General features: G+C 67.3%; 14 protein-coding genes. 5 read left to right on the forward strand and 9 right to left on the reverse strand.

The genetic code is table 11. The annotated features are described in order from the left end of the window. The first annotated feature begins 34 nt into the window (after positions 1-34). The 4 genes from DXT68_RS11650 (at position 35) to DXT68_RS11665 (ending at position 2,946) form a co-directional block, all read left to right on the forward strand. The gene (locus tag DXT68_RS11650; RefSeq protein ID WP_052677665.1) at positions 35-634 is read left to right on the forward strand and encodes a hypothetical protein; all 600 of its coding nucleotides are present in this window, start codon (positions 35-37) and stop codon (positions 632-634) included. Positions 635-879: 245 nt separating this feature from the next. Continuing rightward, on the forward strand, positions 880-1,452 hold the full coding sequence (locus DXT68_RS11655) for a hypothetical protein (RefSeq protein ID WP_244268153.1): 573 nt from the start codon (positions 880-882) through the stop codon (positions 1,450-1,452). A gap of 166 nt (positions 1,453-1,618) precedes the next feature. After that, complete coding sequence (locus tag DXT68_RS11660; RefSeq protein WP_052677666.1) at positions 1,619-2,164, forward strand: hypothetical protein; 546 nt, start codon at positions 1,619-1,621, stop codon at positions 2,162-2,164. A gap of 32 nt (positions 2,165-2,196) precedes the next feature. After that, the gene (locus tag DXT68_RS11665) at positions 2,197-2,946 is read left to right on the forward strand and encodes a hypothetical protein (RefSeq protein ID WP_244918544.1); all 750 of its coding nucleotides are present in this window, start codon (positions 2,197-2,199) and stop codon (positions 2,944-2,946) included. Positions 2,947-3,139: 193 nt separating this feature from the next. Here the strand turns inward: DXT68_RS11665 and DXT68_RS11670 are convergent, their stop codons facing one another. The 7 genes from DXT68_RS11670 to rsmA form a co-directional block, all read right to left on the reverse strand. Continuing rightward, positions 3,140-4,261, reverse strand: coding sequence for a substrate-binding domain-containing protein (locus DXT68_RS11670; RefSeq protein ID WP_045253555.1), 1,122 nt, complete (start codon positions 4,259-4,261; stop codon positions 3,140-3,142). 61 nt (positions 4,262-4,322) lie between these two features. Next, on the reverse strand, positions 4,323-5,678 hold the full coding sequence (gene mmsB, locus DXT68_RS11675) for a multiple monosaccharide ABC transporter permease (RefSeq protein ID WP_045253556.1): 1,356 nt from the start codon (positions 5,676-5,678) through the stop codon (positions 4,323-4,325). After that, on the reverse strand, positions 5,675-7,195 hold the full coding sequence (gene mmsA / locus DXT68_RS11680) for a multiple monosaccharide ABC transporter ATP-binding protein (RefSeq protein ID WP_045253581.1): 1,521 nt from the start codon (positions 7,193-7,195) through the stop codon (positions 5,675-5,677). Before mmsA ends, mmsB begins: the two co-directional genes overlap by 4 nt. Before the next feature lie 155 nt (positions 7,196-7,350). Next, a complete protein-coding gene (locus DXT68_RS11685; protein WP_045253557.1) occupies positions 7,351-8,364 on the reverse strand; it encodes a LacI family DNA-binding transcriptional regulator in 1,014 nt (337 codons plus the stop codon). Between the two features lie 97 nt (positions 8,365-8,461). Next, positions 8,462-9,394 (reverse strand): 4-(cytidine 5'-diphospho)-2-C-methyl-D-erythritol kinase, encoded by a 933-nt coding sequence (locus tag DXT68_RS11690; protein WP_045253558.1) that lies wholly within the window; start codon positions 9,392-9,394, stop codon positions 8,462-8,464. Positions 9,395-9,407: 13 nt separating this feature from the next. Further along, the gene (locus DXT68_RS11695) at positions 9,408-10,475 is read right to left on the reverse strand and encodes an aldo/keto reductase (protein ID WP_045253559.1); all 1,068 of its coding nucleotides are present in this window, start codon (positions 10,473-10,475) and stop codon (positions 9,408-9,410) included. Between the two features lie 9 nt (positions 10,476-10,484). Further along, the gene (gene rsmA, locus DXT68_RS11700; RefSeq protein WP_045253560.1) at positions 10,485-11,354 is read right to left on the reverse strand and encodes a 16S rRNA (adenine(1518)-N(6)/adenine(1519)-N(6))-dimethyltransferase RsmA; all 870 of its coding nucleotides are present in this window, start codon (positions 11,352-11,354) and stop codon (positions 10,485-10,487) included. 58 nt (positions 11,355-11,412) lie between these two features. Here rsmA and DXT68_RS11705 point away from each other — a divergent pair, with 58 nt between their 5' ends. Further along, complete coding sequence (locus DXT68_RS11705; RefSeq protein ID WP_045253244.1) at positions 11,413-12,687, forward strand: MFS transporter; 1,275 nt, start codon at positions 11,413-11,415, stop codon at positions 12,685-12,687. Here the strand turns inward: DXT68_RS11705 and DXT68_RS11710 are convergent. After that, positions 12,669-13,553: a TatD family hydrolase gene (locus DXT68_RS11710; protein ID WP_045253243.1), complete on the reverse strand. Its 885-nt coding sequence runs from the start codon at positions 13,551-13,553 to the stop codon at positions 12,669-12,671. The genes DXT68_RS11705 and DXT68_RS11710 overlap by 19 nt on opposite strands. Before the next feature lie 10 nt (positions 13,554-13,563). Beyond that, on the reverse strand, positions 13,564-15,156 hold the full coding sequence (metG, locus tag DXT68_RS11715) for a methionine--tRNA ligase (RefSeq protein WP_045253242.1): 1,593 nt from the start codon (positions 15,154-15,156) through the stop codon (positions 13,564-13,566). Positions 15,157-15,198 lie beyond the last annotated feature (42 nt).

Consider the following 15,198-nt stretch of genomic DNA (forward strand, 5'->3'; position numbering starts at 1 on the left):
ACGGGGAAGGCCGGTGTGTGGTTACGGTGGCGCGATGTCCTGTTCGAGAGTCTTCGCTGCCACCACCGCCCGCGAGCGCCACAAGTCCCGCACGTCCCGCATGCCTCACCCCCTCAGTCAGATCGTTGCGGCTGCGATCGCCGGAGCCTTGATCATCGCCGCCGCCGGATGCTCGCCAGGGCCGAGCCCCACCCCCACTCCGACTCCCGCTTTCACCGACGAAGCGGATGCCTTCGCCGCAGCCGAGAAGGTCTACCGGGCGTACAACGATGCGCTGAATGAAGTAGACCCTGCCGATCCCGAGACTTTTGCGCCGTTGTATGCCTTGTCGAGTGGCAATTTCGAGGCAGCCGATCGAGAGAACTTTTCGGTGATGCACGCCGAGGGGCACGAGATCAGTGGCAGCGCGAGGATCGTCAGCTTCACTGGCATCTCAGCCACGCCAGCCTTTGACGAAGTGGTCGCGACCGCTTGTCTCGATGTGAGCGATGTCCGCATCGCTGACCGTGACGGTGCATCTTTGGTGTCCGAAACCCGACCAGACATATATCCGCTGAATCTCACTTTTCTGGCCTCGGCCGGCAAAGTGACAATCGACTCGGCGTCGAAGACGGAGGACAACTCATGCATGTGACATCAACAGCGATATTCCTGATGATGTTGCTCTTGCCAGCCAACCTGGGCGGTGGTGATGGTGGAACGGACTACCTATATGGCACAGACGGTTCTTCGCTCACCGTCACCGGGACTCGAGACGAACCGGGCACAGGGTCGACCGACCCCGGCCCCGACCCCGGCGCACGGACCGCGCCCGGCTCTCCGAGCGCCCCTGGCACACGATCAGGGCCGAGCGACGAAGCGATCAAGTTCGCCAAGTGCATGGACGATCAAGGAACCACGCGCTGCGCCCGAGAACTGCCCACACCCGGTACCCCGGAGACGGCGCCGCAGAAGCAGGACACCGGCGCCCCCGCCATCACCATCTCGGACCTTGCACAGTTCGCTCCCGAGCCGACGCGCACCGTCGCGGAGCCCGGCAACGTCGGGATCGCCGGTCTGCCGACGAACTTCGTCGCCGCGGCCGAGACCGACATCCGAGACGGCGAACTGCTCGGCATGCCCATCCGCGTGAGGTTCACGCCCACCGGCTACGACTACACCTACGGTGACGGCAGCACCGCCGTCCTCGAAAGCGCTGGGCAGACCTGGAAGGCATTGGGCCAGGCCCAATTCACCCCGACACCGACCAGCCACACGTATCGCATCTCAGGCATCTACCCCGCATCCGTCGACGTCCGCTACGCCGCCGAGGTCGATATCGGCGGCGGGTGGCAGCCGATCGCCGGGGAACTGACCAGCCGCGGCCGGGCCCAGAACATCCGCATCCTCAGTGCCCGCACCGCGCTCGTCGCCCACACCTGTCTCGAGCGCCCTGCGGCCGCCGGGTGCTGAACACCGCGCAAAACAACGCGACACGCATGGGCACGATGCTCGGCTCGATGTGTGCCCGCCGCCCGGTGCGCAGCCTCCTGACGGGCGCTGCGACGTCGAGTTCGCCACCCTGACGGGCTGTGGATAACCTCGACGGCGGCTGCGGCATCCGGGCTACCTTGGCCGGATGATTCACAGACCTGCTCGTGCGCGCGCCACCGTCCTTCTGGCACTGGGTGCGGTCGCACTCGCAACCGGAGCGCTGATCGGGTGCACGCCCCGCCCTGCACCGACACATACCCCGGCAGCCGTCTTCGCCACCGAGCAAGACGCGTTCGCCGCAGCCGAAGACGTCTACAGGGCGTACAACGAAGCGGTGAATGAGTCTCGCGACAATGAACAGACGCTCGCTCCAGAAGACTTTCTGACGGGCCAGATCCTCGCTGCGGAGACCGCCGCTTCGCAGACTCTTGAAGAATCCCACATTCGCTTGGAGGGGCACACGCAGATCCTCGAGTTTGCAGGCGTATCTGCTGACAAAGGCGTCGCGGTCTCCAAGGTGGTGGCACGCGTGTGCCTCGATATCGAGAACGTTCGGGCTATCGATGCCGATGGCAATGATGTGACCACCATCGGACGCAGCGATCTCTATGGACTGGACGTCGAGTTCAGCGGCAACAACAACTCGCTGCTGATCTCTGACTATGAGGTCAACTCGGAGATCCCGTGCTGACGGCGGCACTGGCTGTGGCAGTGCTAGCTTTCGTGCCTGCCGCGACGACCGCGACAGGCTGTTCCGACTCAGCGCTCGCAACCGGAGGATGCGGAGTCACCAACGACGGCACCACGCTCACGATCACCGGGACGGAGCACAAGCCGGGCACGAGCACTGACGACTCCACCTCCGACCGCAACGACACCGATTCCCCGTCAGATCCCACCCCACGGGCTGCATCCGACCTGTGCAGCCCCCTGGGCTCGCGGGCCGGCAACTGCGCCACGGCCCCGGTGCTCCCCACCGTGGGTGTGGTCCCATCGATCACGATCGGCGACCTCGAGCAGTTCGCGCCGCAGGCGATCACCGCCGTCGCCGAGCCGGGCAACATCGGCATCGCCGGAATGTCGACCAACTTCGTCGCGATCGCCACATCGCAGACGAGCGCCGGCACCATCCTTGGATCCCCGGTCACGGTCCGGTTCACCCCCGTCGCATACCACTACCGCTACGGCGACGGAAGCATCGCGACACTCGACGCCGCCGGGCAGACATGGGCTGCGCTGGGCCAGGCGCAATTCACCCCCACGCCGACGAGCCACACCTACCGCAACCGAGGCATGTACCTGGCCGACGTCGACGTCCGCTACACCGCCGAAATCGACCTCGGCAGCGGATGGTTCCCGGTCGACGGGCAGCTCACCACCGACGGTCCCGCCCAGGAGATCCGCATCCTCGAAGCGCGCACCGCTCTCGTCGCCCACACCTGTCTCGAACGCCCCGCGTCAGCCGGATGCTGAGCGCCGCACGTCACCCCGAGCACACCGCACGACCCTGAACCGCACGACCCTGAACCGCACGACCCTGAACCGCACGACCCTGAACCGCACGACCCTGAACCGCCGCACGCTCCTGAACGGCGCGGCACGACGCAGAGGAGCCGCCCGGACCCGAAGGTCCGGACGGCTCCTGTGCGTGGAGAAGCGACGTCGCTTACTGGTACGACTTCACGATCTCGAGCAGGCTCGGAACGTTCGCGTACGCCTCAGCAGCGTTCTCCTTGGTGACGATCACCGGGTCGAGCAGGTACGCCGGAACGACCTTGGCGCCGTTGTCGTAGGACTCGGTGTCGTTGACGTCGACCTTTTCGCCCTTCTGGAGCTGGCCGACCATCTTGATGGCCTGCTCGACGAGGAGCGTGGTGTCCTTGTTGATCGTGGAGTACTGGATGCCCTCCATGATCGACTTCACCGACTCGACCTCGGAGTCCTGTCCGGTGACGACCGGAACGGGCTTGCCGGCCTGCTGCACCGAGGTGATGATGGCGCGAGCGAGGGTGTCGTTCGGGGACAGCACGCCATCGAGCACCGTGTCACCGCTGTACGACGAGGTCAGGATCGTGTCCATACGGTTCTGCGCGTTCTCGGGCAGCCATCCGTCGGTCGCCGTCTGCGCGATCTCGGTCTGACCCGAGACGACCTTCAGCGTGCCGTCGTCGATCTTCGGCTGCAGGACCTCCATGGCCCCGTCGAAGAAGACCGCCGAGTTGGCGTCATCCGGCGAGCCCGAGAAGAGCTCCACGTTGTACGGAGCCTCGTGACCTGCACGCTCGGCGAGACCGTCGAGCAGGGCCTGGCCCTGCAGGTTGCCGACCTTGAAGTTGTCGAACGCGGCGTAGTAGTCGACGGCCTCGGTGTTCTCGATGAGACGGTCGTAGGCGATGACGTAGGCGCCGGCATCCTTCGCGGCCTGCACCTGCGTGGCCAGCTGCTTGCCGTCCTTCGCGCCGATGATGATGACCTTGGCACCGTTCTGGACCATGGCCTGGATCTGGTTCTGCTGCTCGGCGACCGTGTTGCTCGCAGGAGCGTACTGGACGTCGGCCTTGAAGCCGGCCTCCTTCAGGCCGTCCGTGAACAGCTTGCCCGCGAGGACCCAGTTCTCACTGGTCTTGTCGGGAAGCGCGACACCGATCGTGGATCCTGCCTCGAAGCCCGCTGCGGCCTCGTCGCCGGATCCCGTGTCGGTTCCGCCACCACGCTCAGCGGAGCAACCCGTGAGTGCGAAGGCAGCCGTCGCGACGAGCGCTGTCGCTGTGACGATGATCTTCTTCATGTGATCTCTTTCTCTGTGGTGTGACGGACTCGGCGCGCGAGCACTGCGCGTGTGCGTCCGCTTACTTTCCGCTCGTCTTGTCGACGGGTGGGGCTTGGTAGGTCTTGTTGGGCTCGAAGGTCGCGGTCGCCGGATCCTGCTGGCGCGCGGAGCGACGCATCATGAAGCCGATGAGCGACGGGCGACCCTGCTGCTTGTTCCAGACGTCGATGCCCACGGCGAGCAGGAGCACGAGGCCCTTGATCATGGACACGACATCGGAACCCTGACCGAGCAGGGCGAGGCCGTTGTTGAGGAACGCCATCACCAGACCACCGATGATCGAGCCGACCACGGTGCCGATACCGCCGGCCACCGCGGCGCCACCGATGAAGACCGACGCGATCGCGTCGAGCTCCCAGCCGGTGCCGTCGTTCGGGCCGGAGGCCTGCGAACGGGCGACGAAGATCATTCCGGCGAGTGCGGCCATCATCGACATGTTCATCATGACGAAGAAGTCGACCCAGCGGTCCTTCACACCCGACAGGCGCGCGGCCTGGCGGTTGCCGCCGACGGCGTAGATGTGACGGCCGAACACGGTGTTGCGCGTGACGAACGAGTAGATGATGACGAGCGCGAGCAGGATGAGGCCCGGTACGGGGAAGCTGGTGCCGGGGCGGCCGGTCGCGAACATCCAGGCAGCGGCGAGCACGACCACCGAGAGCAGGACGACCTTGACGACGCTCACCCAGACGGGGGCGCTGTCAGAGCCCATCTTGTGCTGGATGCGACGGGTGCGGATCTCCCAGAACACCAGCCACGCCACGGCGAGCAGGGCGAGCAGCATCGTCAGGACGTTGAAGTTGAGCGGCAGGCCGACCTCGGGAAGGTACCCCGTGCCGATGACCTGGAACCCCTTGGGCACCGGGATCGTCTGCGCGTCGCCGATGAACTGCTGCGCTCCACGGAAGAAGAGCATGCCGGCGAGCGTCACGATGAACGCCGGGACCCCGACGTACGCCACCCAGAATCCTTGCCAGGCGCCCACGAGGGCACCGACACCGAGGCCGAGGAGGATGGCGAGCGGCCAAGGGAGGTTCCAGTCCGCCATCGCCTTCGCGACGATGATGCCCGTGAACGCCGCCACGGATCCGACCGACAGGTCGATGTGACCCATGATGATCACCATCACCATGCCGATCGCGAGGATCAGGATGAACGAGTACTGGTTGATGACGTTGATCAGGTTGCCCGGCGTCAGGGTCGCGCCGTTCGGTCCGTTGCGCAGCAGCGTGAGGATCTCGAAGAGCGCGATGATGACGATCAGGCTGCCGAGGATGCCGAACTGGCGCAGCGACGAGGTGCCGTTGCCCCCGAACATCTTGCGGATGTCGCCGAAGTGGAAGCCGCGCTTCGTTGTCGTGAGGTCGGTGGTCATGCGGATGCTTTCTGGTTCGCGGAGGTCATGCTGCGCATGAGTGCCTCGGGTGTCGCCTGGTCGGCCGGGATGCAGTCGGTGACCCGACCTTCGAAGACGGTGTAGATGCGGTCGGAGATGCCGAGAAGCTCGGGCAGCTCGCTCGAGATGACGATGACGCCCTTGCCCTGGGACGCGAGCTCGTTGATGATCGCGTAGATCTCGTACTTGGCGCCCACGTCGATGCCGCGCGTCGGCTCGTCGAGGATCAGCAGGTCGGGGTCGGTGAACATCCACTTCGCCAGAACGACCTTCTGCTGGTTTCCACCCGACAGCTTGCCGACGCCCTCTTCGACGCTCGGCGCCTTGATGCGCAGCGCCTTGCGGTACCGCTCGGCGACCGCGAACTCCTCGCGCTCGTCGACGACACCGCGACGGGAGATCTTCGACAGCTTCGCGGCGACGACCGAGCGCTTGATCGTGTCGAGCAGGTTCAGGCCGAGCACCTTGCGGTCCTCGCTGACGTACGCGAGGCCCTGCTTGATGGCCGACGCGACGTCGGGCATGGAGATCTCCTGCCCGTCCTTGAACACCTGACCGCCGAGGAACGTGCCGTAGGAGCGACCGAAGAGGCTCATCATGAACTCGGTGCGACCGGCACCCATGAGACCGGCGATGCCGACCACCTCGCCACGACGGACGTTGATGTTCGAGCCCTTCACGACCATGCGCTCGGAGACGGTCGGATGCTGGACCCACCAGTCCTTGACCTCGAAGAACACCTCGCCGATCTCGGGGGTGCGGTCGGGATAGCGGCTCTCGAGCGAACGCCCCACCATGCCGCGGATGATGCGGTCCTCGTTGATCTCACCGCGGGAGATGTCGAGGGTCTCGACCGTGCGTCCGTCGCGGATGATCGTGATCTCGTCGGCGATCTGCTCGATCTCGTTGAGCTTGTGGCTGATCATGATCGACGCGATCCCCTTGGACTTCAGGCCCAGGATCAGGTCGAGCAGATGCTGCGAGTCGTTCTCGTTGAGCGCCGCGGTCGGCTCGTCGAGGATCAGCAGCTTGACGTCCTTGTTGAGCGCCTTCGCGATCTCGATCAGCTGCTGCTTGCCGACGCCGAGCGTCTTGATCGGCACGTCGGGGTCTTCTTTCAGACCCACGCGCGCCAGCAGCTCGATCGTGCGCTGACGCTGCGCCTGCCAGTCGATGCGGCCGAAGCTGCGGATCTCGTTGCCGAGGAAGATGTTCTCCGTGATCGAGAGCTCGGGGATCAGCGCCAGTTCCTGGTGGATGATCGCGATGCCGGCCTGCTCGCTGGCCGCGATGTCGCGGTAGCGCTGCTCCTCGCCGTACAACAGGATGTCCCCGTCGTACGACCCGTAGGGGTACACGCCGGAGAGGACCTTCATCAGGGTCGACTTGCCGGCGCCGTTCTCGCCGCAGATCGCATGGATCTCTCCGGCTCGAACGGTGATGGACACGTCGGACAGTGCCTTGACTCCCGGGAACTCCTTGGTGATGCTGCGCATCTCCAGGATGGGGCCTGACACGACCGGCAACGTTGCTGTGGTGCTCACAAGATCTTCCTCGCGACGGGCGGTCACCTTCGATGTGACCGTTCACATTGGTTTACATAGTCTACGCTCGCCGAAGCGGTGTCAAGACCACCGACGAAAATGTGGCTCTACCGAGGCGCGGAGGATTCCCTCGTGCGCAGCGTCGTCTGCAGCGGCCCGAACTCCGGCACGGCCTCGCCGCGGATCTGCGCGAGCAGGATCCGCACCGCCCGGCGCCCGAGCTCCGGGAAGTCCTGATGCACCGTGCTGAGGGTGGGAGCCACGTGCGCCGCCACCGGGATGTCGTCGAAGCCGACCACGCTCACATCCTCCGGAACGCGGATGCCCGAGTCCCGGAATCCGTGCATCAGCCCGATCGCCATCTGGTCGTTGGCCACGAAGACGGCGGTGAAGTCCCGCCGCCTCGACAGCTCCTGTCCGGCGAAATACCCGAAGTCCGCGGTCCAATCGCCGCGGATCGGCGGGAAGGTCGGCAGATCGGCCTCGCGGAGCGCATCGAGGTACCCGCGCATGCGCGACTCCGCCTCGATCCAGTCCTGCGGTCCGGCGATGTGGATGATGTCGCTGTGGCCGAGCCCGATGAGATGCTCCGTGGCGGTGCGCGCACCGGCGACCTGGTCGGCCGACAGGCTCACCCCGTCGGAGCCCGACGCGGTCTGCAGCGAGACGAACGGGATGTCCGCCGACATGCCGCGCAGGACATGGAAGGCCCGCACCTGAGGCGCGAGCACGACGATGCCGTCGACCTGCTCGCGGGCCAGCTGGCGCAGTGCGCTGCCGATGGCCTCGGGGGTCGTCGCCGACAGGTTCAGCGTCGAGACCGAGTACCCCTCCTCGCGCGCGGCATCCTCGATGCCGACGATCGACGAGGTGGGTCCGAACTCCCCCACCGTCGCCGACAGGATCCCCAGCATGTTGGACTTGCTGGTCACGAGCGCGCGCGCGGCGAGGTTGGGGCGATAGTCGAGGACCGAGATCGCGTCGAGCACCTTGGCCTTCGTCTCCGGCCGGATGCTGGGGTGATCGTTCAGCACCCGCGAGACGGTCTGATGCGAGACGCCGGCCAGGCGGGCGACATCGCGGATGCTGGGCATCCGGGCGCGTTCAGAGGGGGTCGACATCACAGACCTCCTCGTATGTGCACGGTCACATCTTCACTCATTATGTCGGGAAGGCACGTCGAGCGCACCTTTGCGACCCCGGGGATCACGACCCGGCTCAGGAGATGATGCGGGCGCCGGCGACGGGGCCGTGCACGTGCAGGGTCTCGAGGCCGTGCGCCCGCATCGCGGACTGCACGTCATGCGCATCCTCGGGGCCCGCGCAGAGCAGCGCGACCGTCGGCCCCGAACCGGACACGATCCCCTGCAGGGCGCCGGCGTGGATGCCCTGCAGGATGACGTTCTCGAGATCGGGCCGTTCGTACAGAGCGGCCTCCTGCAGGTCGTTGTAGATGCTCTCGGAGAGCAGCTCGGGATCCCCCGACCGCAGCGCCTGCAGCACCGGGGCCGGCACCTCCAGCGACAGCGGCGGGTCGTCGGCGAGCGCTCCCTCGTCGTCACGCAGGGCGTCGAGCCTGGCGTACACGACCGGCGTCGAGAGTCCCCCGTCGCTCTGCACCAGCACCCAGTCGAAGCGGCCACGGGCCAATGCCGGGCTCAGCTGGTCGCCTCGACCGGTGCCGACGGCCGTGCCGCCGTGCAGAGCGAACGGCACGTCCGCCCCCAGACGCGCGGCGAGCTCGTGCAACCTCGCGGTCGAGAAGCCGGTTCCCCAGAGCGCGTCGCAGGCGACCAGCGCCGCCGCCGCGTCGGCGGACCCCCCGCCCATGCCACCGGCCACCGGCACGCTCTTGCGGATCTCCAGCGCCACCCCGCCGTCGTACTCGGCCGCGGTCGCGAGCAGCTTGGCCGCGCGCATGGCGAGATTGCGGTCGTCGAGCGGCACCGTGCTCGGATCTTCGAGCCCCGACACCGTGATCGAGAAGTCGTCGGCGTGACGGGCGATCACGTCCTCGTACAGCGACACCGCCTGGAACACCGTCGCCAGCGCGTGGTAGCCGTCGTCGTGCCGGCCGCCCACGCCGAGGTAGACGTTGATCTTGCCCGGTGCGCGGACGCGGACCGAGTCGACGGGGGCGGCGGTGCTCATCAGGGGCGTTCCGTCACAGCTCCGTGGACGTCGCCCACAGGTCGACGTCGATCGAGCCCGCGGCCTCGTCGATGCGCGCGAGCTGCGCGTCGGTGAAGTCGGGACCGTTCACCGCGGCGATGTTCTCGTCGAGCTGCTCGGGACGCGAGGCGCCGACGAGGGCCGAGGCGACCACCGGGTTGCGCAGCGTCCACTGCAGTGCGAGCTGGGCGAGCGACTGCCCGCGCTCCTTCGCGACGTCGTTCAGCGAGCGCAGCGTCTGCACCGCGGCATCCGACAGCGGCGCCTCGGGAAGCGACCCGCGCTTCTGCGCGCGGGAGGCCGTGCCGTCGCCGAGGTACTTGTCGGTGAGCAGGCCCTGCGCGAGCGGGGTGAAGGCGATCGCGCCGACCCCCGACTGCTCGAGGGTGTCGGTCAGGCCGTCTTCGATCCAGCGGTTGAGGATCGAGTACGCCGGCTGGTGGATCACGAGCGGAGTGCCGAGCTCGGTCGCGACGGCGACCGCCTCGGCCGTGCGCTCGGCGCTGTACGACGAGATCCCGACGTAGAGGGCCTTGCCCTGACGCACGAGCGTGTCGAGGGCGCCGACCGTCTCGGCGATCGGGGTCACCGGGTCGGCGCGGTGCGAGTAGAAGATGTCGACGTGGTCGAGGCCCATGCGGGTCAGCGACTGCTCGGCGCTGGCCAGGATGTACTTGCGGCTCGCGAAGTCGCCGTACGGACCCGGCCACATGTCCCAGCCCGCCTTCGACGAGATGATCAGCTCGTCGCGGTAGGGGCGGAAGTCCTCGGCGAAGATCCTGCCGAAGTTCTTCTCGGCGGAACCGTAGGGCGGGCCGTAGTTGTTCGCGAGGTCGAAGTGCGTGATGCCACGGTCGAACGCGTGGCGCAGCAGCGCACGCTGGTTGTCGAGCGGGATGTTGTCGCCGAAGTTCCACCACAGGCCGAGCGAGATGGGAGGCAGGAACAGACCCGACGTGCCCACCTGGCGGTACTCGAACTGCTGGTAACGGCTCTCGTCGGCCGCATACGGCCGGTGCAGCTCGGGGATGTTCGGGCGGAAGCGGGGAGAGTCGGTCACGGTGCCAGATTAGTCGGTGACGACGGCGTCTTCGATCCGAGCGACCTGCTGCGCAACACGGTGGTAGTCCTCGACCGTGAGGTCCTCGCCACGTGCGGTCGGGGCCACGCCCGCCGCGATCAGCAGCTCGGAGGCCGCAGCGGAGCTGCCGAACAGGCCGGACAGCGCCTGCCGCAGCATCTTGCGGCGCTGGTTGAACGCGGCATCCACGATCTGGAACGTGCGACGACGCTCGTCCTCCGTGCCGCGCTCACCCACCGACCGGTCGAATCCGACGAGGAGGCTGTCGACGTTGGGCACGGGCCAGAAGACCTGGCGCGACACGGTGCCCGAGAGCTTCCACTCGCCGTACCAGGCCGCCTTGACACTCGGCGAGCCGTAGATCTTCGAGCCCGGCTTCGCCGCGAGTCGCTCGGCGACCTCGGCCTGCACCATGACGACCCCGCGCTGCAGATACGAGAAGTTCTCGAGGAAGTGCAGCAGCACGGGGACAGAGACGTTGTACGGCAGGTTCGCGACGAGCACGGTGGGCTCGCCCGGCAGCTCGGTGATGCGCAGCGCGTCGGCGTCGACGACCGTGAGCATCTCGGCCGGCACCCCGTGCTCGACGACGGTCTGCGACAGTCGGGCGGCGAGCCGGTGATCGATCTCGACGGCGGTGACCGACGCCCCGGCCTCGAGGATCGCGAGGGTCAGGGATCCGAGCCCCGGCCCGACCTCGACGACCCGCTCCCCCGGCTGCACCCGCGCCGCATGCACGATCTTGCGGACCGTGTTGGCGTCGACGACGAAGTTCTGTCCGAGCTTCTTGGTCGGGGTGACATCGAGCTCGGCGGCGAGTCGGCGGATCTCGGTGGCGCCGAGCAGGGTGACTGTCATTGCTCCATTCTCCCCCACTCCCTCGATGCCCCCCCCCCCCCCCCAGTAGTCTTCTGTGATGCCCTCCCTCGGTGAACTGATCGCACCACGGCGCATGGGCAGGGACTTCCGCTGGCTGCTCGCGTCATCGTGGACGAGCAACGTCGGAGACGGCGTCGCCCTCGCGGCCGCTCCCCTGCTCATCGCGTCGATGACGTCGTCGCCGATTCTCGTCGCCGCGGGCGCCATCATGCAGTTCCTGCCGTGGCTGCTGTTCGGCCTGCACGCCGGGGCGATCGCCGACCGGTTCGACCGTCGCCGGCTGGTGATGTTCGCCAACGCGGCGCGAGCCGTGGTGCTCGCAGGGCTCTGCGTCTTCCTGCTGACCGGCACGGCGAACATCTGGATCGTGCTCGCGGTCGCCTTCCTCTACGGCACCGCCGAGGTGTTCGTCGACACGGCCGGGAGCACGCTGCTGCCGATGCTCGTGGCACCGTCGGATCTCGGCATCGGCAACGCCCGGCTGCAGGCCGGATACCTCGTCGCCAATCAGTTCGCGGGGCCCCCTCTGGGCGCGTTCCTGTTCGCCGCGGGCACGGCCTGGCCCTTCCTGCTCGAGATCGTCTGCGTGCTCCTCGCGGTCGTCCTGATCTCACGCATGGCGACGACGCCGGTACCTCCGCGCTCCGCGGGCGAGGGCGAGAGATCTCCCGTGCACACCGACATCGGCGAGGGCCTGCGCTGGCTGTGGCGCAACCCGCCGGTGCGGATGCTGGTGCTGATCATCCTCGTGTTCAACGTCACATGGGCAGCACCGTGGGGCGTGCTCGTGCTCTACGCCACCGAGCATTTGCACATGGGCGCGGTCGGGTACGGCGCCCTCACCACGGCGTCCGCGGTGGGCGGGATCCTCGCCACGCTGTGCTTCGGATGGCTGGAGCGGCATGTGTCCTTCGCGACGCTCATGCGGGTCGTGCTGTCGCTGGAGGTGCTGATGCACCTCGCGTTCGCCCTCACCTCCACAGGGTGGGTCGCGCTGGTGATCATGTTCGTCTTCGGGGCGTACGCCTTCGTCTGGGGCACGATCTCGACCACGGTGCGACAACGCCTCGTGCCGGCCGAGCTGCAGGGCCGAGTCGCCTCGGTCAACATGGTCGGAGTGTTCGGCGGCATGGTGATCGGACAGGCGCTGGGTGGCGTGATCGCGCAGGTGTGGGGACTCACCGCGCCCTGGTGGTTCGCGTTCGTCGGCGCCGCGCTCACGCTGGCGCTGGTCTGGAAGCCGATCTCGCAGATCATCAGCGCAGCACCGGTCGATCAGTCGCTGAACGAGACTCAGACGAACGAGCCGTAGACCCGCAGCGTGTTCTCGGCGATCTGTGCGGACAGCTCGTCGACCTCGATGCCGAGTTCCGCCGCCATGAAGCGCACGGTGATCGGCACCAGATAGGGCGCATTCGGTCGACCGCGCAGCGGGGACGGCGTGAGGAACGGCGCGTCGGTCTCGACGAGGATGCGATCGAGCGGCGTCACCTTCAGCGCATCCCGCAGGTTCTGCGCGTTCTTGAACGTGACGTTGCCCGCGAACGACAGGTGGTAGCCGGCATCCGCACAGATCCTGGCCATCGCGTCATCGCCCGAGAAGCAGTGGAACACCGTGCGCTCCGGCGCCCCGACCCGGTGCAAGGTCTCGAGAACCGCATCATGGGCGTCGCGATCGTGGATCTGCATCGCGATGCCGTGCGTCTTCGCGAGAGAGATGTGAGCCTCGAACGACTCGAACTGCGCCCCCCTGCGCTCGGGCTCCGTGCGGAAGAAATCGAGCCCGGTCTCGCCGATCGCCCGCGTCCGCGGGTGGGCTGCGAGCTCGTCGATCACCGCGATCGCCTCGTCGAGACCGACCCCGCCGAGCCGCCCGGCCTCGGCATAGGCGGGCGCGTCGTTCGGATGGATCGCCACCGCCGCGAGCACGCGGGCGTCGGATGCCGCGGCCTCGACCGCCCACCGCGACGACTCGATGTCGCCCGACGCCTGCACCACTCCGGCGATGCCGACCGCCTCGGCCCGATCGAGCTGCTCGGTCAGCGACAGCGGCTGGTCGCCGTCGAGGATCTCGAGGTGCGCGTGGTTGTCGTACACGGGCACGGCGAGGGGCTCGGGCGCCGCCGGATACCGGAGGTCCTTGCGCCCGTCGCCGTCTCGCTGCTGCACGTAGGTCATCGGATGCGGCTCAGGCGGCGGTCTCCACGCGCGGGAACAGCGGCGCGAGCGCGCTGACGCTCGTGCCGGGGCGCAGTACGCCCCACGCCCCCGCCTCGCGGATCGGCTGATCCTGCAGACGCCCGAGGCTCTCGGCGGCCCCGAGGGCGCTCCAGAGCTTCTCCGTCGACTGCGGCATCACCGGCGAGAGCAGCACGGCGAGCGCGCGCAGCCCCTCGGCGCAGGTGTACAGCACGGTGCCGAGGCGACCGCGCTTCTCGTCGTCTCCGCTGTTCGACTGCTTGGCCAGCGCCCACGGCTCGTTCTCGGTGATGTAGCCGTTCAGGGCATCGACGATCGTCCAGATCGACGAGATGGCCTCGTTGATGCGGAACTGCTCGACCGCGGCATCCGCGCTCGTGGCGGCATCCGCGACGATCTTCTGGATCTCGAGGTCACGCGCCGTGTACTCGGCGGCCTCGGGGACGACACCGCCGAAGTACTTCTCGATCATCGCGACGGTGCGCGAGGCAAGGTTGCCGAAGCCGTTGGCGAGCTCGGACTGGTAGCGCGCCGACAGGTCCTCCCACGAGAACGAGCCGTCCTGACCGAAGGCGATCGCGGACAGGAAGTAGTAGCGGTACGCGTCGGAGCCGAAGACGTCGGTGATCTCGGTCGGCGCGATGCCGGTGAGCTTCGACTTCGACATCTTCTCGCCGCCCACGAGCAGCCAGCCGTGCGCGAAGACGCCGCGGGGCACCTCGAGCCCTGCCGCCATCAGCAGCGCGGGCCAGATCACCGCGTGGAATCGCAGGATGTCTTTGCCGACCACGTGGTAGGCGGGCCAGCGACGGTCGAACGTCGCCTGGTCGGCGCCGTACCCGACGGCGGTGGCGTAGTTGAGCAGCGCATCGACCCACACATAGATGACGTGCGACTCGTCCCACGGGAGCGGAATGCCCCAGTCGAACGTCGAGCGCGAGATCGAGAGGTCCTTGAGCCCCTGGCTCACGAAGGAGACGACCTCGTTGCGGGCCGAATCGGGGCGCACGAAATCGGGCTGCGTGCGGTACAGCTCCAGCAGACGGTCCTGGAACTCGCTGAGCTTGAAGAAGTAGTTCTTCTCCTGCAGCAGCTCGAGGGGCTTGGAGTGGATCGCGCAGACCTTGAGCCCCTCGAAGGGACCGGTGCCGTCGACGATCTCGGACTCGGGCTTGAACTCCTCGCAGCCCACGCAGTAGAGCGCCTCGTACTCGCCCGCATAGATGTACCCGTTGTCGTAGAGACGCTGGAAGAACGTCTGCACGTTCGTCTCGTGGCGCTCCTGGGTGGTGCGGATGAAGTCGTCGTTGGCGACGTCGAGGGTCTCCAGCAGCGGGAACCACGACTCGGTGACGAGCTTGTCGACCCACTCCTGCGGGGTGACGTTGTTCGCCGCCGCCGCCCGCAGCATCTTCTGGCCGTGCTCGTCGGTGCCCGTGAGCATCCACGTGTCGTCGCCGCCCTGGCGGTGCCAGCGCGCGAGCGCGTCGACCGCCACCGACGTGTACCCGTGGCCGATGTGCGGGACATCGGAGGGGTAGTAGATGGGCGTGGTGATGTAGAACGAGTCGCCTGCGGGCATGGGGACAATTCTAGGCGGGATGCCGGGGGTCGTTACGCCGTC

Origin of the sequence: Microbacterium foliorum, assembly GCF_003367705.1 — a bacterium.
GTDB lineage: Bacteria > Actinomycetota > Actinomycetes > Actinomycetales > Microbacteriaceae > Microbacterium > Microbacterium foliorum.